Origin of the sequence: Pseudomonas sp. ADAK18 (genome assembly GCF_012935695.1) — a bacterium.
GTDB lineage: Bacteria > Pseudomonadota > Gammaproteobacteria > Pseudomonadales > Pseudomonadaceae > Aquipseudomonas.
Genome location: NZ_CP052859.1, coordinates 5,989,615 through 6,007,581, shown reverse-complemented (window position 1 = coordinate 6,007,581; position 17,967 = coordinate 5,989,615). Strand labels below are relative to the sequence as shown.

The 17,967-nt window shown below is 57.3% G+C and carries 15 protein-coding genes; 9 read left to right on the top strand and 6 right to left on the bottom strand.

Annotated elements, in window-relative coordinates; genetic code table 11:
- Positions 1-43: 43 nt before the first annotated feature.
- Both HKK55_RS27210 and HKK55_RS27205 read right to left on the bottom strand, forming a co-directional pair.
- On the bottom strand, positions 44-2,203 hold the full coding sequence (locus HKK55_RS27210) for a type I secretion system permease/ATPase (protein ID WP_272902577.1): 2,160 nt from the start codon (positions 2,201-2,203) through the stop codon (positions 44-46).
- Positions 2,204-2,414: 211 nt separating this feature from the next.
- Entirely contained in the window at positions 2,415-3,818 is a 1,404-nt protein-coding gene (locus HKK55_RS27205; RefSeq protein ID WP_169357420.1) for a TolC family outer membrane protein, read from the bottom strand.
- A 728-nt stretch (positions 3,819-4,546) separates the two neighbouring features.
- Between HKK55_RS27205 and HKK55_RS27200 the strand changes: the two genes are divergently transcribed.
- Both HKK55_RS27200 and HKK55_RS27195 read left to right on the top strand, forming a co-directional pair.
- Positions 4,547-5,218: a hypothetical protein gene (locus HKK55_RS27200; RefSeq protein ID WP_169357419.1), complete on the top strand. Its 672-nt coding sequence runs from the start codon at positions 4,547-4,549 to the stop codon at positions 5,216-5,218.
- Positions 5,219-5,409: 191 nt separating this feature from the next.
- Positions 5,410-6,093 (top strand): DUF899 domain-containing protein, encoded by a 684-nt coding sequence (locus HKK55_RS27195; protein WP_169357418.1) that lies wholly within the window; start codon positions 5,410-5,412, stop codon positions 6,091-6,093.
- Here the strand turns inward: HKK55_RS27195 and HKK55_RS27190 are convergent, their stop codons facing one another.
- Positions 6,094-7,734: a glycosyltransferase family 39 protein gene (locus HKK55_RS27190; protein WP_169357417.1), complete on the bottom strand. Its 1,641-nt coding sequence runs from the start codon at positions 7,732-7,734 to the stop codon at positions 6,094-6,096.
- 86 nt (positions 7,735-7,820) lie between these two features.
- Positions 7,821-8,786, bottom strand: coding sequence for an arsenic resistance protein (locus HKK55_RS27185; RefSeq protein WP_169357416.1), 966 nt, complete (start codon positions 8,784-8,786; stop codon positions 7,821-7,823).
- Between the two features lie 173 nt (positions 8,787-8,959).
- Between HKK55_RS27185 and HKK55_RS27180 the strand changes: the two genes are divergently transcribed.
- The gene (locus HKK55_RS27180) at positions 8,960-9,880 is read left to right on the top strand and encodes an alpha/beta fold hydrolase (protein ID WP_169357415.1); all 921 of its coding nucleotides are present in this window, start codon (positions 8,960-8,962) and stop codon (positions 9,878-9,880) included.
- A 70-nt stretch (positions 9,881-9,950) separates the two neighbouring features.
- Positions 9,951-10,364, top strand: a complete 414-nt coding sequence (locus HKK55_RS27175) for a hypothetical protein (protein WP_169357414.1) — start codon at positions 9,951-9,953, stop codon at positions 10,362-10,364.
- Between the two features lie 150 nt (positions 10,365-10,514).
- Here the strand turns inward: HKK55_RS27175 and gabP are convergent, their stop codons facing one another.
- Positions 10,515-11,906, bottom strand: coding sequence for a GABA permease (gene gabP / locus HKK55_RS27170; RefSeq protein WP_169357413.1), 1,392 nt, complete (start codon positions 11,904-11,906; stop codon positions 10,515-10,517).
- Positions 11,907-12,461: 555 nt separating this feature from the next.
- Between gabP and HKK55_RS27165 the strand changes: the two genes are divergently transcribed.
- The 5 genes from HKK55_RS27165 to HKK55_RS27145 all read left to right on the top strand — a co-directional run bounded on the left by HKK55_RS27165 (position 12,462) and on the right by HKK55_RS27145 (position 16,700).
- The gene (locus HKK55_RS27165) at positions 12,462-13,235 is read left to right on the top strand and encodes an ABC transporter ATP-binding protein (RefSeq protein ID WP_017738342.1); all 774 of its coding nucleotides are present in this window, start codon (positions 12,462-12,464) and stop codon (positions 13,233-13,235) included.
- A 13-nt stretch (positions 13,236-13,248) separates the two neighbouring features.
- A complete protein-coding gene (locus tag HKK55_RS27160; protein WP_169357412.1) occupies positions 13,249-14,001 on the top strand; it encodes an ABC transporter substrate-binding protein in 753 nt (250 codons plus the stop codon).
- A 71-nt stretch (positions 14,002-14,072) separates the two neighbouring features.
- Positions 14,073-14,768 carry an ABC transporter permease gene (locus HKK55_RS27155; protein WP_155582971.1) on the top strand — a complete coding sequence of 232 codons (696 nt, stop codon included), beginning with the start codon at positions 14,073-14,075 and terminating at the stop codon, positions 14,766-14,768.
- Positions 14,769-14,806: 38 nt separating this feature from the next.
- Entirely contained in the window at positions 14,807-15,496 is a 690-nt protein-coding gene (locus tag HKK55_RS27150; RefSeq protein WP_169357962.1) for an ABC transporter permease, read from the top strand.
- Positions 15,477-16,700 carry a methyltransferase gene (locus HKK55_RS27145; protein ID WP_169357411.1) on the top strand — a complete coding sequence of 408 codons (1,224 nt, stop codon included), beginning with the start codon at positions 15,477-15,479 and terminating at the stop codon, positions 16,698-16,700. Before HKK55_RS27150 ends, HKK55_RS27145 begins: the two co-directional genes overlap by 20 nt.
- A gap of 348 nt (positions 16,701-17,048) precedes the next feature.
- Here HKK55_RS27145 and hchA read toward each other — a convergent pair whose 3' ends face one another.
- Positions 17,049-17,915, bottom strand: coding sequence for a glyoxalase III HchA (hchA, locus tag HKK55_RS27140; protein ID WP_169357410.1), 867 nt, complete (start codon positions 17,913-17,915; stop codon positions 17,049-17,051).
- Between the last annotated feature and the right edge of the window lie 52 nt (positions 17,916-17,967).

Here is a 17,967-nt window from a genome sequence, read left to right as displayed (position 1 = left end):
AAATGAAGCGAGACCGGTCTCACAAATCACGCTACTAAACGGCTCAGCCCTGCTGCATTCGATGCAATCGCGAGTAGTGTCCCGCTTGGTGGGCCAATAACTCCGAATGGGTGCCTTGCTCAACTATTTGTCCGCGATCGATGACCAAAATACGGTTGGCATCCCTTACCGCTGATAACCGGTGAGCAATGATAATCACCGTGCGGCCCTGGCAAATGCTCTGCATGTTTTGTTGAATGATCCGTTCGGACTCATAATCCAGAGCACTAGTCGCTTCATCGAAAATAAGAATCCGTGGATTTCCGATCAAAGCACGAGCGATCGCTACGCGTTGACGCTGGCCTCCCGATAAAGAGGATCCGTGCTCACCGACTATCGTGTCGTAGCCCTCTGGTAATTCCAGAATAAATTCGTGGGCTCCAGCCATTTGCGCCGCGTGCATAACTGCATCAAGGGGGGTACCGGGATCAGCCAACGCAATGTTTTCGCGGATACTGCGGTTGAACAACATGTTGTCCTGGAGCACTACACCAATCTGGCGGCGCAGCGATGAAACGTCAGCCAACGCCAAGTCCATGCCATCCACCAGAACCCGTCCTCGTTCTGGGACGTACAGTCGCTGAAGCAGCCTTGTGAGTGTGCTTTTTCCTGAACCAGAACGACCTACGACGCCGATGACTTCTCCCGCCATCATTTGCACGCTAATACCACGGAGCACTTCAGAGCCATCGGTGCGATAGCGAAAGTGCACCTGGTCAAATTCAATATGCCCCTTCAGTGGCGGCAAGGCGCTTCTGTTGGCCTGGGACAATTCAGTTCGAGTATTGAGGATGTCGCCTAAGCGTTGAACAGACACCCCGGTTTGCTGAAAGCTGGTCCAGAGTTGAGCCAGGCGCATTATGGGCTGTGAGACTCTTCCAGCCAGCATGTTAAAGGCAATTAACTGACCGACTGTAAGACTGCCGTCAATCACTAGTCGGGCGCCCATCCACAGTGTTGCGACAGTCACCAGCTTACCGATAAGGCCGACACTTTCGTTAGCGATCGTCGAGAGGTTTTGTGTCTTGAAGCCAGCAGCAACGTAAGCGGCTATTTGGTTGTCCCACTTACGAATGGCTTGCGGCTCAACGGCCATGGACTTGACCGTATCAATGCCGTTCACCGTTTCGACAAGGAATGCCTGGTTCTCGGCACCCCGGGAAAAACTGTCTTGTAGCCGGGCTCGCAGCAGGGGCGTGATAAGCGCTGAAACCAACACGTAGAGGGGTAATGACAGCAATACAATAAGGGTCAACCAAGCGCTGTAGTAAAACATCACAGCGATAAAGACGACGGAGAACATAACGTCCAGCACGAGGGTGATTGCATTACCGGTCAAGAAGCTGCGGATGTTTTCCAGCTCTCGGACGCGTGCAACCGAATCCCCAACTCTGCGAGCCTGGAAGTAAGCCAAGGGCAGATTCACTAAATGCCGAAAGAGCCGCGACCCCAGTTCCACATCGATACGACTGGCGGTATGGGCGAAAACATAGGTTCGCAAGCCGCTCAGTGCAGACTCGAACAGCATGATCCCCAAGAGGCCAATGGCGACAACGTCCAGCGTTGTCAGGCCGTGGTGCACAAGCACCTTATCCATGACCACTTGAAAAAACAGTGGTGTCAGCAGGGCAAATATTTGCAGCACAAAGGAAACCAGCAGAACTTCGCCCAACAGCTTTCTGTACTTCACGATGGCAGGAATGAACCAGGTGAAGTCGAAGCGAGAGGTTTCACCCAGACTTCCGGTTTCAGAACGAACCAAAATCAATTGACCATTCCATCGTGCTTGCAACGCTTCGTCGCTAATGATTTCCGCTCGTTCAACACGCGGATCTTGGATAAGAGCCTTGCCCTGATCAAGCCTGGCGATAATAAAAAATCGTCCTTCGCGATCAATAGCTATGGCAGGTAGAGGGGTACTTCCAAGGCGAGTTAGCGAGGTCCTCACCACTTTTGCTTTCAGGCCAAGTTTTCTTGCGGCGAGCAGCAACTCAGCCTGAGCAAAGACTTGTTTATCAACTGAAAACTCATGAGAAAGTTGTTCAGCAGACGCGGCGAGATTGTGAAACCGAGCCAGCATGATCAAACAGGCTAAGCCAGTATCCATAATGGGAGAAAGAGAGGGTTGTGCAGGCGGCTCGGCGCCCGGAGCATGTGTACTCATATTGCCGTTGCATCCTTGCTCCCCTTTACAAGGAGAAATTAATACGCCAGATTCGGTATGTTATAACACACCATGATATACATTGCGCCATTCCAGCTAAGGTGGAAACGCATAATAAAAGCACCCCGACTGTCGAAATTCGACGCCATTAACGCATCAGAAGACATAAGCGAATCACCTATAGATTCTCCAGTCATAGCTTGAGCTACATTCATGTCGGCTTACGGGCGTCAGGGGGAAGAAAATCACGGTCTGGATCGTAATTTTTGGTTAGATACACCGCCAGATCTGCCAGATCAGCAGGGTTTAACGTGCCAGCAGCCTCCTTTAGCTTGAGTGTGTCGATGATATAATCGTAACGAGCGTTGTTGTATTCCCGCACAGCGCTGTAGAGTTGCCGCTGAGCATTGAGCACATCAGCAGTGTTTCGAGTCCCCAACTCTCGACCTACCGTGTTTGCTTTGACGGACGCTTGGCTGGAGAGAATCGTTTGTCGTCGAGCACTCACTTGCTCGACATCAGAATTAACAGCCCGATGAAAATTTCGAGTGTTTTGTACCACTTCACGAAGCCGATCCTCTCGCTCATCCTCACTCTGAGCTAGGCGCTCAGTAGCCTCGCGTACTTGTGAGCGCGTTATACCTCCCGAATACAGTGGAATATTGAGTTCCAGTCCAATGCTTCGCTGCGCAACATCTCCCCGATATCCAGAGCGGCCAAAGTCGGTGGGGTTGCTATATCCAAAGTTGTCGTTATCCCCCTTACGATAGGATGCAACTGCATCCAAGGTGGGAGCAAAACCAGCCTTGCGTTGATGATTAGTTTTCTCGGCGGCTGTCACCGCAAAATTGCTGGCAAGCAATGAGAGGTTTTGTTGTACTGCCTGGCTTACCCAGGCTTTTGCATCGTTGGGTACGGGTGCTTCGACTGGCAATTGATGCCGAATGCCCTCGATCGACGAATAGTCCTGTTTGGTGAGGCGAGCAAGGGCTTCATAAGCATCATCAACCTTGCGCTCGGCCAACTTGCGGTTGGCATTAGCATTATCGTAAGCGGCTTGAGCATCCAGCACATCCGTTATACTGGAGGCACCATTTTCAAGGCGCCCCTGAGCTTGCTGCTGCTGGCGCTTCAACGCTGCCTCCTCAGCCTTAGAGGCCGCCAGCAAATCCAGTGCACGCAACGTTTCGAAATAGGCTTGCGCGGCACCGAGAATCAGCGACTGCTCCTTAGCAGACAGCTCCAACGCTGCTTGTGTCGTACTAGCCTGTGCTGCTTCGAGCTGAAACCAGCGATCAAGACGAAACAGCGGCTGGTTCAGATTGGCTTGAAAGACAGACTGGCTTCGCGTTCGCGTCAAGCTTGGCTCATCACGCTGCAAACGAACGGACTCCACGGACCCACCAGCGCTGAGTGTTGGCAACAATCCGGCTCTAGCCTGTGGAACCGCTTCGCGAAGGGCCTGATAGTCATGGCGAGCGGCTGAGAGCTTGACATCGTTGAGAACCGCCGCCTGATAAACACTCAGAAGATCTGCTCGTGCATCAAACTCGACCGCGCCAGCACTAGCGGCAAAGGCTATAAGAACACCATTAGCGATCTTTATAAAAAACATGACATTCCCTGTGACTCAGTCTGATTTCCCTTAAAGCGTTGCCCAAAATCTTCTCGGCCTGCTGCGAAATCAACCGAATCGCACTAGAGCTGACCGGATCTTCTACCCGACAAATAGCAATGTCTGTAGGAATTTTCCCTGATATCGAATTGGTGATCCTCCCATCTGAATTTGCCCTTGCAGGACTGGATCGTTTTTGGACGTCAAAGCAAGGTACTCCGAGCCTTCCCCACGCAAAAGTTGATCACGGCAAGCATCGCCAACTGAAGGCACGCGGGCGGGCAAGTCTGTGCAATTACCCGATTCTTGCCTATCTTAAAAACTCAGTTAAAATTCGCTGAATTCAAATGTCACGCAGTACGCGCGGTACAAAAACAGCGTTAATCGCCCTCCCTCGTTCCGGAACTCCTCCGGTCCGTCCGGAAGGTTTTGAAACCATCTGGCCCGTTTCTGGCCCGATGTTACGGTGGTGAATTTGAGATAGGGTAAGGATAACCAGCCGCTTCTCGAATACGGAAGGAGCTTCACAGGTTTTGAAAATCCCCGTGTCGGCGGTTCGATTCCGTCTCTGGGCACCACTAATACCGAAAAACCCCAAGTGAAGATAATTCCTTGGGGTTTTTTATTGCCTGCGATTTAGTAATCGCCGGAGTACGCCTGAGGGTTATTTATCGTTAGGTTCAATCGTTTAGCTGTTACTAAATTCTCAGTTGCAAGGTAGTTATTTCATGACCCGGTACTTGTTCTGCACGCTGTTACTGCTGACGGCGTTGCTCAGTGGATGCGCCACACAAATGGACGTGGCGATCAACGCCACACCTGACCCGGATTATCGCTTTGACCGACAGGCAACGGTGCTGGTGACGTCGACCGGCGGCAGCGATGAAAACGCGCTTAATGCCCGCTACTACCTGCGAGACATGGTCAACGCCATGAAGGACCAAGGCTTCCGGGAAGTGTTTACCGATACCACCCTGCCCAAGAACCACGCCCCCATCAAGATGACCATCACCCTCGATATCGACAGCAGGAAGGTGACTTACCGCTATACCGCGACCGAGTATGGTCAGGTGGCAACCAGCACCACCACCGACTGCAAGAAAAACAAGAAAAAAGACGACCGACTGACCTGCACCAGTACGCCCAACACCACCTATGGCCCGGTAGGCACCTCGGAGCGAACCGGCTACACCACCCTCACCACCTTCACGGCCACTGCCCGGGATGAAGTGAGCAAGCGTGCGGTATACCTGCTTCGGGCGTCGTCCTATAACGAAGATTGCCAAGCCTCCAAAGTCGAAGCCTTTCTGGTGACGCAAGGCCTGCAGAACCTGAACTTCCAGGACCGTGTGCAGCGCAACTACTCCGTCACGATGCCCGAGGGTTACCGCTGTAAATAGCGCATGACCCTGGATCCGTCTCCGGGCACCCTCCTACCGAAAAACCCCAAGCGAAGATGATTCCTTGGGGTTTTTTATGGCCAGGAATCTGGTGACGGCCGGCCTAACCTCCCCCGAACATCCTTGATCTATCCTGAAACCAGTAGTGGCCGCTACTCGCGCCTCTTCGACACCAAGAACGAGGATTCCCCATGACAACCTCAACACCCGCTCTACCCGACATCGTCTCGACCGAACAATGGGACACCGCACTCAGCCAATTGCTGATCAAGGAAAAAGCCCTGACCCGCGCCCAGGACGCCCTGAACGCCGAGCGCCGGCGACTGCCCATGGTCAAGATCGAAAACAACTACCTCTTCGACGGCGAGACCGGTCAGGTCAGCCTGCTGGATCTGTTCGACGGCCGCCGACAACTCATCGTCTACCACTTCATGTTCGCGCCGGATTGGACACAAGGCTGCCCTGGCTGCTCCTGGGTCGTGGAAGCGATGCCGCACCTCGCCCACCTGCATGCGCGCAATACGTCGCTGGTGCTGGTGTCCAGGGCGCCTTTGGAGAAGCTTAAAGGTTATAAGAAACGCATGGGCTGGGACCTGCCTTGGTATTCGTCGTTTGGCAGCGATTTCAATGCCGACTTCGGCGTCACCACCAGCCAGGGCGAAAAGCACGGGGTCAGCATCCTGCTACGCGATGGCGACAGTATCTACCGCAGCTACTTCACCGGTGCCCGTGGCGTCGAGCATCTGGGCAGCCACTGGACCTATCTGGACCTGACGCCCTGGGGACGCCAGGAAACCTGGGAAGACTCGCCGAAGGGCTGGCCACAGACCGAGCCCTACAGTTGGATGCATCGCCACGATGAATACGGCGACTGATCACTTCACCAGGAAAACCAGCAGCGGATTGTCATTGAGCCGCCCATTGAACGCCGGCGCCAGATGCTCCAGTGGCGTGCCACGCAGCAACTCGGTTTCCTTGCGCGCCACGATGACCCAGGACGGGCGCGGCAGCGTCTGCAACGGTGCAAGGTCGTTGTCCCTGACAAACAGCGGCTGCTCATCATGATCCAGGTTCATGATGTAGCGAATGGCCCAGGTGTCCTTGCCGAGGTTGAGAAACACCAGCGGGCCGGGGTTCTCGGCCCGCAGAGCTTCCACCGCACCGACGAAGTTCTTGGTGTCGAATTGCAGGTCCTTGGCCGGCTCCACGACCCTCACCAGCACCAGCCATTGGGTCGCCAGCGCGATCAGGCTGAGCACCACCAACCGCTGCGCCATGTTGCCCCGCAGACGGCGCCAGGCAACGACCGCCGCCAGTTGCAGGACGACCAGCACAGCAATCAATGCCGGCACTGAAACGTCGGGCCAATAACCGTGCTTGTGCCATGACTGGCGCAAAACGACTATCACCACGATACCCAGGGCAGGCAGAACCCCCACCAGCCACTCATAACCGCAACGCACCCGAAGCAGCCAGCCTTGCGCCTGAAGCAAACCATAAGCAGCCACCGCAGCAAACATCGGGACCATGGGCAGAATGTAATAGGCGCGCTTGAAGTGCGGCACCGACAACCCCAACAGAATCATCAAGCCGCAGCCAGCCAGGCGCAGCATCAACTGCACGTCGGCGTCGTCATTACGGGCCGACCATTTGTGACGCAGGGCAATCAATGCCGCCAGCGCCAGCGGTATCACCGGGAAATAGCGGTACAGGCTCAGCTTGAAGTAGAAGTAAAACGGCTCGCCACTTTCATCAAGGCGACCGGCCACCTGCATCTTCAGCACCTCATCGGCAAAGGCATCGCCGCCACTGATCCGCGCCAGCTTCAGCAGCACCCACCAACAGGCAAAGAGCAGGATCAGGCCGATCACACCGTGGGCAATCACCTTTTTCAGCAAGCGAATCTTGTCTTCTCGCGAGCGAGCGGTACCCAGCGCCCAATAAACGCAGGCAACACCACAGACTTCGATCAGCCCCAACGGCCCCCGAATGGCAAACGCCACCACGAACAAGGGAAAGATTGCGTATTGCCTTAGCCGCGAGCCTGAGCGCTCGCCGGTGTGCAGCAGGTAGAAACACGCCAGGCACAGCAAGGAAACCATCTGGTCCAGGCAGACCGAACGCGACTTCTCCAACAACTGAGCGGTCAATGCCGTCAGCAATACCGTCAGCAGCGCCCATGCCCGACCGGACGGCACCAACAAACGGTAGACCAGCGCCATGACGCCCGCCGAAGCCAAAGCGGTGGGCATGACATTAGCCAGGTCGTTAGGCGCACCGAACAACCGGGCAAAGAGCAGGCTGAAATAGGTCGCAGTGCCCGGATAGTCCGGATAAGGCTCACCGTAGGTACTAGGAAAGAGGCTCGCGCCGTGGCGAAACATCTCTTGCATGAACACAGCCCAGCGCCCATCGAAGCCTTGAGGCTGTTGATCCCAGATGCCCAGCGTAAACAGCAGCAAGGCGATCAGAAAAATACCCAGCGATTCCATTCGAAAGCGATTGTGTTGATCCATTGTTTAACCTGTCAGGTGGGTGTAGCGCCTCATGTTGCCTAACTCATCCCTGAATAACGCCTGAACAAAATCAAACATTCATCAGGCTACCGAACTGCGGACTTCACCAGCGCCGGGATCAAACGAATGTAGATCAACTCCCCGACCAATTCGACCAGCGTCTGGGTGATGACCGCTGCGGCAGCCAGACCACGGATACCTTCAGGTAGCGCCAACGCCAAAGGCAGCACCACCAGCGAGTTGCGTGTCGATGCGCTGAACGTCACCGCCCGGGCAGTCGTGGTCGGCAATTTGAACAGTCGAGAAGCCAACATCCCCATCAAGGGCGCCAATAGCAGGAAGCCGATATACACCGGGATCACCGGCGCCAGCAGGTCGATATCACGCACCACCGAGGTGATCTGCGAACCGATCACCACCAACAACACCAGCGCCATGGCCGGAACTGGCAGCCAGGCCCAGCCGTCATTCCAGGCGCTGATGACGGTTGATCGCCGGGACAAGGACGTCGTCAGCACCGCCAGAATCATCGGCACAACGATCAAGAACACGAACGCCTCAATAAACGGCCCGACCGAAACAACCACGCCCGATTGCGCCCCCAGCATCAACCCCAGATACACCGGCAACAACACCAATTGCAGCAACAACAGAATCGGCGTGGCAGCCAGCATCAACCGCGAATCGCCCTTGCCGATATGGGTGAACACCACCACGTAGTCGATGCACGGCGTGAGCAACACCAGCAAGGCGCCCACCAGGATCGCCGGATGCTCCACCAGCCCACGGGTCAGCGCCCACACCAACAACGGGATCAAGATGAAGTTGGCCAGCAGCAACGCCGCCATAAAGCGCTTATTGCTCAAGCCTTGGCGCAGGTCCAGAAACGGGATTTGCAGGAACATCGCATACATCAATACCGCGATGGCCGGCGTGACCAACGCGCCCAGGCCTTGGGCCAATGAAGGCGCCAGCAGGCCCAATGCGACAGCCAGCAGTACCGTGGCGAAGTACACCGGGATTTGGTTTTGCTCAAGGGTGTCGCGGGTCATGGACTGACTCTGATCGGTCGAAAGACCGTAAGCCTATGCATCTGCAGGGCGCAGGTCGAGCCGTGGAAAAATCTCCGCGCCTTTAGTGGGTAAAATTTGTTAGCTTCGACCTCCTATAAAACTGCGCACGGGCCTCTGAAGCCCCACCGAAAGCGCAAAGACCGAGCCTGCCCATGAACCTGCCCACCCAGCCTCAACCCGAGGCATTCAGCGAGCCCGCCGCCGACGGCTACCCGATTGGAGGCTTCACCTGGCGGCATATCCGCACCGACATCGAGCGCCCGGTGGTGATCATCAACGCCGCCACGTCGGTGCGCTGCCGTCACTACTCGCGCTTTGCCGACTACCTGTTTGCCAATGGCTTTGACGTAATCACCTACGACTATCGCGGCATCGGTGAGTCCCGCAGCGGCTCGTTGCGTGGGTTCAAGGCGTCCTGGTCGGACTGGGGCGTGCTGGATTTCGAAGCCATGCTGCAGCGGGTGCAGCGCGAGTTTCCCGGGCAACCGATTGATGTGGTCGGCCACAGCTTTGGCGGTTGCGCGGCGGGGCTCGGGGCCTCGGGGGCGGTGATTCGGCGTCTGGTCACAGTGGGCGCGCAGTTTGCCTACTGGCGTGACTATGAGGCGAGCGGGCGCTGGCGGATGTTCGGTAAATGGCATGTGGTGATGCCGCTGGTGACAGCGGTTTGTGGGTACTTTCCCGGCAAACGCATGGGCTGGCTTGAGGATACGCCGGCGGGTGTGGTGCGGGACTGGAAGACACCAACGCCGACTTACGAGACGCGCCCCAGCGGGCGAGCCTTGGGCGAGTTGCCGTTTTATCGGGTAAAGGCGCAGGTATTGGCGATCAGCATTACTGATGATCCGTTCGGGACAGTGGTGGCGATTGAACGCCTGCTGAATTACTTCGAGAACAGCGAACGTACCCACCTACGGATCACGCCCGAGGATATCGGCGAAAAAGAAGTCGGGCATTTCGCGTTTTTTCGCAGCCAATATCAGGATCGGCTGTGGCCGGTTGCCTTGGCATGGTTGCAACAAGGAGAGCTCGCCGCCGACACACCGGGCCGCCGGGTGACGGATCGCACGTAGAAACCCTTGGGATTTCCCCACAGCTGCGCTTCAATAGCCCACCCAGATCCTGACCCAAGGACGTGAGCCCATGGCCTCGCCGAACAAGCAGCAAAAACGCGCCCACCGGGCAAAGGCCAAGGCCAAGCAGAACCGTAGCCAACGGGCGGTTGCGCCGAAGAAAGATGCCTTTGAGGGCGATGACAGCCGTATCGATCTTGAATCGGTGGATTTGACCGAGCTGTTTGTAGAGATGCGCACCGCTGGCGAAACCAGCCAACAGGCGCTGTGTGCGGTGTTCCTCGCGCATCCGCTGCTGGCACTGGTGCTGGAGCAGGAAGGCGAAGAAGACGCGACCGACTTTATCCTGGCGGCGCTGATCGAGTATCGGCAGTGGGCCACCGATAGCGATGATGAAGCAGCAGCGCTGGCGTGGATTGAATCGCCGGCGTTTCAAGCTGATTACGTCGCGGCGTCCCAGGCGTTGGTCAGCTCGCAAGACTGACACAGAACAAATGTGGGAGCCGGGCTTGTGTGGGAGCGGGCTTGCTCGCGAATGCGAAGTGTCAGTTGATACATATTTGACTGACCCACCGCATTCGCGAGCAAGCCCGCTCCCACATGAGTTTGGCTGTGCTCTAGAGGGCATACGCCATCAATTAAGCACAGCCGCTCCCACCTTCCGAGCCTTGCGCCGACTGGCCACAACCAACCCCGCCACAATCACCAGCACGCTCAAAATCCCGGTAGCGATAATCTCCACCCGGTGCGCTTCCTGGAACAGCATGATGGTCAGCGTGCCCACGATAAACACGATCACCGCGTAGGTCAGGCCTGGGAACAGCCACATCTTGAAGGCGATTTTCTCCCCCGCCGCCATACGTTTCTGACGCATGCGCAGTTGCGAAACCGCAATCACCAAGTACACCAGCAACGCGATAGCCCCGGAGCTGGCCAGCAGGAATTCAAACACCGCCGCCGGCGCCACGTAGTTGGCAAACACCGCCAGGAACGCCGCGCCCGTAGACATCCACACCGCCCAGTAAGGCGTGCCGCTTTTGTTGGTGCGCTTGGCCACAGCCGGTGCATCACCGCGACGGCCCAGGGAAAACAGCATACGCGAGGCGGTGTACAGCGCCGAGTTCAAGCAACTGGTCACAGCCACCAATACCACCAGGTCGACGATCAGCTTGGCATTCGGGATGCCCATGCGTTCCAGCACGGTCTGGTAGGAACCGACGGCAGCCAGGGCCGGATCATTCCACGGTACCAGTGCGACCACGATGAAGATCGACACCAGGTAGAACAAACCAATCCGCCAGATCACCGAGTTGGTGGCCTTGGTGATTTGCTGGCCCGGATTCTTCGATTCGGCAGCCGCAATGGTGACGATCTCGGTGCCCATGAACGAGAACATGGTGGTCAGGATCGCCGCCAACACCGCGCCCATGCCGTTAGGCAGGAAACCCTGGGTGTCGAACAGGTGCGAAACGCCGCTGACTTGGCTCCCCGGCAGGAAACCGAAAATCGCCAGAAGCCCGAGGATCACAAACCCGATGATCGCGATAACCTTGATCAGCGCAAACCAGAACTCGAACTCACCGTAGTTCTTCACGCTGAACAGGTTGGTCGCGGTCAGCAGCAAGGTAATGAACAGGGTAAACGCCCAGATGGCCACATCGGGGAACCAGGCATGGAGGATGGTCGCGGCGGCGTTGGCTTCCAGGGGAATGACCAGCACCCAGAACCACCAGTACAGCCAGCCAATAGTGAAGCCGGCCCAGTGACCGATCGCCCGGTCGGCATAAGTAGAAAACGAACCCGTGTCCGGAGAAGCGACGGCCATCTCGGCCAGCATGCGCATCACCAACACCACCAACGTACCGGCCGCCGCGTAGGCCAACAGTACCGCCGGGCCTGCCGCAGCAATCGCGTGGCCGGAGCCGACAAACAAACCGGCGCCGATGACGCCAGCAATCGACAGCATGGTGACGTGACGCGGTTTGAGCCCCTGTTCGAGGTCATTGGAGCTTTGCGTACTACTCATTGACACACCTTTGCGAGGAATTGCGAATACGGTCCACCCGGCCTGGCATCCTTCCTCGTGAAAAGAATCCAACAGGGCGTTCTTTATTTTTTACGCAAGATTTGCGCCAAAATGTTACAGAGTCACGATTGACGGGGGCTGTAGCGGCATCTGATAGCAATCGCAAGTCATTGGAATTAATGGCATTCCGCTATAGCGTTACCGACCGACTCACTTTCACAAAGAAAAAACGCACCAAAAACACACACGAAAAGTAAGTAACGCTCCATAAAAGGGCTGATATGGACCGTTTGCCCGGTTAACCCTTCCAACACCCGGCCAAAGCTGGCAACATCGCGCCCTTTTTTACGCGAAGCACACGGGTTTTCTGGTTCAAACGGCTGTTCGGTTGTTGATGGCGCGACACACTCCTGTGCCGATGCGACAACCTGCTACATGCCACCCAGTAACCTCCCGTACCGCTGTTGGCTGTCATCCAAACGCTATGCTAGCTTGGCGCCTCGCCAGGAAGGCGGCCCAACAGCAGGAGCGCAATGAACACAATGAGGACCGCACATGGCTGAGGCCACGCCCGCGCTTGAAATCCGCAACTTGCATAAACGCTACGGTGAGCTGGAGGTGCTTAAAGGTATCTCGCTGACCGCCCGCGACGGCGATGTGATCTCGATCCTGGGTTCCTCCGGTTCCGGCAAGTCCACGTTCCTGCGTTGCATCAACCTGCTGGAAAACCCGCACCAGGGGCAAATCCTGGTGGCCGGCGAAGAACTCAAGCTCAAGGCCGCAAAAAACGGTGAGCTGATGGCCGCCGACGGCAAACAGATCAACCGCCTGCGCAGCGAAATCGGTTTTGTGTTTCAAAACTTTAACCTGTGGCCGCACATGAGCATCCTCGACAACATCATCGAGGCCCCGCGCCGGGTGCTCGGCCAGAGCAAGGCCGAAGCCATCGAAGTGGCCGAAGCCTTGCTGGCCAAGGTCGGCATCAGCGACAAGCGCCACGCCTACCCCGCGCAACTGTCCGGCGGCCAGCAACAACGCGCCGCGATTGCCCGCACCCTGGCCATGCAGCCCAAAGTCATTTTGTTCGATGAGCCGACCTCGGCCCTTGACCCGGAAATGGTTCAGGAAGTACTTAATGTGATCCGCGCACTGGCCGAAGAAGGCCGCACCATGCTGCTGGTCACCCATGAAATGGGCTTTGCCCGTCAGGTGTCCAGTGAAGTGGTGTTCCTCCACCAGGGCCTGGTCGAAGAGCAAGGATCGCCACAGCAGGTGTTCGAGAACCCGCTTTCGGCGCGCTGCAAACAATTCATGTCCAGCAACCGCTAACGGAGCAACATGCATGCAGAACTATAAAAAATTCCTCCTGGCCGCGGCCGTATCGATGGCGTTCAGCGCCTCGGCCATGGCTGAGACCCTGAAAATGGGGATCGAAGCGGCTTACCCGCCGTTCAACAATAAAGATGCCAGCGGCAACGTCGTGGGCTTCGACAAAGACATCGGCGACGCCCTGTGCGCCAAGATGAAAGTCGAGAAGTGCGAAGTGTATGTCTCGGATTGGGACGGCATCATCCCGGCCCTGAACGCCAAGAAGTTCGACTTCCTGGTCTCCTCGCTGTCCATCACCGATGAACGCAAGCAGGCCGTCGACTTCACCGACCCGTACTACTCCAACAAGCTGCAGTTCATCGCACCTAAAGCCACCAAAGACTTCAAGACCGACGCCACTTACCTGAAGGGCAAGATCATCGGTGCACAACGTGCGACGCTGGCCGGTACCTACCTGGAAGACAAGCTGCCTGACACCACCTCCAAGCTCTATGACACCCAGGAAAACGCCTACCTCGACCTGACTTCCGGCCGTCTGGACGGGATCCTTGCCGACAAGTACGTGCAGTACGAATGGCTCAAGAGCAAAGACGGCTCTGCCTACGAGTTCAAGGGCGACCCGGTGGTGGAAAGCGACAAAATCGGTATTGCCGTGCGTAAAGGCGACCCGCTGCGCGAGCGTCTGAACAAAGCCCTGGCCGAAATCAAGGCCGACGGCACCTATAAGAAGATCAACGACAAGTACTTCCCTTTCAGCATCGAATGATCTGAATTGCCTGTCTGGCGCGCTCGCTTGAGCGCGCCGGTCCTGAGCTTTGCCTTGCGAAACGACTAATCATGAATTTCGATCTCTACGGATTCGGCCCGGCGCTCGCAGCCGGCGCGCTGATGACCGTCAAACTGGCGCTCACGGCTTTGTGCCTGGGGCTGGTGTTGGGCCTGGCCGGTGCCTTGGCCAAGACTTCTCCGTACAAGCCGTTGCAATGGCTTGGCGGCGCTTATTCGACAGTGGTTCGCGGCATCCCGGAACTGCTGTGGGTGCTGTTGATTTACTTCGGCACCGTCAACCTGATGCGGGCCCTCGGGGAGTTTTTCGGCAACCCCGACCTTTCCCTCAGCGCTTTCGCCGCCGGCGTGATCGCCCTGGGCCTGTGCTTTGGCGCCTATGCCACGGAAGTGTTCCGCGGCGCGATCCTGGCCATTCCCAAGGGCCACCGTGAAGCCGGTGTCGCACTGGGCCTGTCGAAGTTTCGCATCTTCACTCGGCTTATCATGCCGCAGATGTGGCGCATCGCCCTGCCGGGCCTGGGCAACCTGTTCATGATTTTGATGAAGGACACCGCGCTGGTTTCGGTGATCGGCCTGGAAGAAATCATGCGCCACGCGCAGATCGGCGTGACCGTTACCAAGCAGCCGTTCACCTTCTTCATGGTCGCGGCCTTCATGTACCTGGGCCTCACCGTCCTGGCCATGACCGGCATGTACTTCCTGGAAAAACGCGCCGCTCGCGGCTTTGCGAGGAGCACGCAATGAGTGGCGACTACAGCTGGCTGTCGCATTTCGACCTCGGCCTGAACTGGGCGGTCATTATCAAATGGCTGCCGAAACTGGCCCAGGGCGCGACCCTGACCATGGAGCTGGTGGCCATCGCGGTCATCGCAGGCCTACTGCTGGCGATTCCACTGGGCATCGCGCGCTCATCGCGCCTGTGGTACGTGCGCACCCTGCCCTACTGCTACATCTTCTTCTTCCGTGGCACGCCGCTGTTGGTGCAACTGTTCCTGGTCTATTACGGCCTGGCGCAGTTCGACGCCGTGCGCGAAAGCGCGATGTGGCCGTACCTGCGGGACCCGTTCTGGTGCGCCACCGCCACCATGACCCTGCACACCGCCGCCTATATCGCCGAGATCCTGCGGGGCGCAATCCAGGCCATTCCGCCGGGTGAAATCGAAGCCGCGCGGGCCTTGGGCATGTCCAAACCCAAGGCGCTGTTCTACATCATCCTGCCGCGTGCGGCGCGCATCGGCCTGCCGGCCTACAGCAACGAAGTGATCCTGATGCTCAAGGCCAGCGCCCTGGCCAGTACCGTGACCTTGCTGGAACTGACCGGCATGGCCCGTACCATCATTGCCCGGACTTACCTGCCGGTGGAGATCTTCTTCGCCGCCGGTTTGTTCTACCTGCTGATGGCCTATGTGCTGGTGCGTGGCTTCAAACTGCTGGAACGCTGGTTGCGGGTCGATGCCTGCCAGGGACGCTGAAACCTTGGTGACGGGTGAGCACCTGCTCGCCCGCTTCCAGGCACTGGACGCATTCCTGGTCGAACACCAAGGGCTGTGGCGACCACGGCCCTTTACCCACCTGCAATTACCATGGGAAGCGCAGCATCCCGAAATGGCCCGATGGTTACGTCAGCGCTCGCTGGCGCAGGCCGAAAGCAGCCATAACCAACCCCATGACCTACCGGCGCCAGCGCCTTTTCCTCAACTGGCCGAGCAAGCTGTTCGTCTCAGTGCTGTGGATAAGTTACCGGCCCATCCCCTTGATGCCGCCCGGCATCGTTTGAACGTCGACGTACCTGGCCGTAAGTGGCAACAAATCGAAGCCTTCGGCGCCGCCCTGCAATTCGCCGAAGCACCTCGCCACTGGCTGGACTGGTGCTCCGGCAAAGGCCATCTCGGCCGCCGCCTGCTGCAACCGGGGCAACAACTGACCTGCCTGGAATACGACCCGGTCCTGATCACCTCGGGCCAAGCCCTTAGCGACCATCACCGATTGCCGGTCACTCACCGTCAGCAGGATGTAATGGCGGCCGATGCGGCGTTGCAACTCGACCACGAACACACACCCGTCGCCCTGCATGCCTGCGGCGACCTGCATGTGCGCCTGATGCAACTGGCCAGCGCCGCCGGCTGCAAACAATTGGCGGTAGCGCCTTGCTGTTATAACCGCACCAGTGCCAACCACTATCAGGCGCTGTCCGGCGGCGCCCGTGCGTCTGCCCTACGCCTATCAATAGAAGACCTCGGCCTGCCCCTGAGTGAAACCGTCACCGCCGGCGCTCGCGTACGCCATCAGCGGGATATCTCCATGGCCAGGCGCTTGGGGTTTGATGGGCTGCAACGGCAACTGCGCGAGTGCGACGAGTACTTGCCGACGCCCTCCCTGCCCAGCCATTGGCTGGACAAACCCTTCGCGGATTACTGCCATGAACTGGCGGCGCTCAAAGGTTTATCCACAGGCGAACAGGATTGGCAGGCGCTGGAGGCCCAAGGCTGGAAACGCTTGGCCCAAGTGCGAAACCTGGAATTGCTGCGTGGTCTGTTTCGGCGCCCGCTGGAGATGTGGCTGGTGCTGGATCGGGCACTTTTTCTGGTGGAAAAAGGCTACAACGTACGGCTAGGCACCTTCTGCGAAACCTCCCTGACCCCACGCAACTTGATGGTGCTTGCCGAGCGCGATTAAAGGGCAAAATGCCGCACCCGCGCCCTGTGGATAACTCTGTTGATGGTTTTTCATCGAAGGCCGTAAGAGCAAGCGCTACAGGCTAAAAGGCAGGCTGGTCATTTTTTGTTCACAAAATAAAACGCACGGAAAACAGGCAGTTGCAGCGTGATGAGAGCAGCTTCACAAAATTTCCGTTTCATGACATGTCCAACCAACGGATTGTGCATAAGCATCCGTAGCTAGGAGTATAAGCAGGCCTGTGATGGCTCCATCAGCGGTGGAAAAGCTCATGGATATCATCACAGGGCATGCAGGTAGCGTTGTTATCCAGCGGGCCGCTCTTCGGGCGAGCGGGAAACAGCCTGTTTAATGGTTAAGCTCTTTCAGAAGCGCCTCGGCGGCCAGCTTTCCAAGGTTGTTGGAGGCCAGCGGGCTGTCTCCGGTGATCAACCGACGGTCCTGATGACATTGCCCGGTGATACCCGTATTCAGAATCTCGACCCCGAGCTTTTGCAGGTTCTCACCCACCAGCCAAGGCAGCGGGCCAGGCATGTAGCCGATGTTGATATTGGCGCCGGTGTCCAGCGAGTCCGGGAACACACAAATCTTGTAGCCCTTGAACAGAAAATCCCCGTCCTGTTCATCAACAGCGGCCGCCAGCAATGACGCAGGACCATGGCAAAGAGTGATGACAAATTTGTCGTTCCCCATCGCCCACTGCAACACCTGCTTGACCTCCTTGCTATGAGGAATCCCCGACAGCGCCCCATGCCCGCCTGGAATAAACACAGCGACATAGTCCTGCTCAAGAGTGGGCAACACATCCGCGAGCTTTTTCGGCTGCTTCAGGGCAGGCAGGTACTTGTGATAAATCGACCGGACCGCCTCATCCTCACCGGGCATGGCCCACATCTCCAGCTTCGCCGGGTTGCCGGACAGCGTCACCACCTCCATGCCAAAGCCGGCTTTATCCAGGTGATACATCGGCAGAAGCATCTCCACCGGGTGATTGCCCGTCGAAAACATCGTGCCGTTCTGCATCAGGAGGTAGCGTTCATCGGTAGCAATCACCAACACCTTGCCCTTACCGGTGTAGGGTTTCGGATAATCCGCCCCAGCAAAATCGGTTTTTGATGAAGTGTATTGGCTGAGGGAATACGCAGACGGGAAAAATGCATTCTGCTCGGCAGGGTCCGGAGTCGGCTTTCTATCTGCATCAAGGGACTGAGTCATCAAGGCTTCCTTACATCAGAGATTGAGCTGACGACGATTTGCCGCCACCGTT

Bases quoted from the DNA above. Each gene is read 5' to 3' on its own strand.
- hchA (WP_169357410.1), bottom strand. From the start codon at position 17,915: ATGACTCAGTCCCTTGATGCAGATAGAAAGCCGACTCCGGACCCTGCC.
- HKK55_RS27145 (WP_169357411.1), top strand. From the start codon at position 15,477: ATGCCTGCCAGGGACGCTGAAACCTTGGTGACGGGTGAGCACCTGCTC.
- HKK55_RS27185 (WP_169357416.1), bottom strand. From the start codon at position 8,786: ATGACCCGCGACACCCTTGAGCAAAACCAAATCCCGGTGTACTTCGCC.
- HKK55_RS27190 (WP_169357417.1), bottom strand. From the start codon at position 7,734: ATGGATCAACACAATCGCTTTCGAATGGAATCGCTGGGTATTTTTCTG.
- gabP (WP_169357413.1), bottom strand. From the start codon at position 11,906: ATGAGTAGTACGCAAAGCTCCAATGACCTCGAACAGGGGCTCAAACCG.
- HKK55_RS27165 (WP_017738342.1), top strand. From the start codon at position 12,462: ATGGCTGAGGCCACGCCCGCGCTTGAAATCCGCAACTTGCATAAACGC.
- HKK55_RS27200 (WP_169357419.1), top strand. From the start codon at position 4,547: ATGACCCGGTACTTGTTCTGCACGCTGTTACTGCTGACGGCGTTGCTC.
- HKK55_RS27205 (WP_169357420.1), bottom strand. From the start codon at position 3,818: ATGTTTTTTATAAAGATCGCTAATGGTGTTCTTATAGCCTTTGCCGCT.
- HKK55_RS27160 (WP_169357412.1), top strand. From the start codon at position 13,249: ATGCAGAACTATAAAAAATTCCTCCTGGCCGCGGCCGTATCGATGGCG.
- HKK55_RS27180 (WP_169357415.1), top strand. From the start codon at position 8,960: ATGAACCTGCCCACCCAGCCTCAACCCGAGGCATTCAGCGAGCCCGCC.
- HKK55_RS27175 (WP_169357414.1), top strand. From the start codon at position 9,951: ATGGCCTCGCCGAACAAGCAGCAAAAACGCGCCCACCGGGCAAAGGCC.
- HKK55_RS27195 (WP_169357418.1), top strand. From the start codon at position 5,410: ATGACAACCTCAACACCCGCTCTACCCGACATCGTCTCGACCGAACAA.
- HKK55_RS27155 (WP_155582971.1), top strand. From the start codon at position 14,073: ATGAATTTCGATCTCTACGGATTCGGCCCGGCGCTCGCAGCCGGCGCG.
- HKK55_RS27210 (WP_272902577.1), bottom strand. From the start codon at position 2,203: ATGAGTACACATGCTCCGGGCGCCGAGCCGCCTGCACAACCCTCTCTT.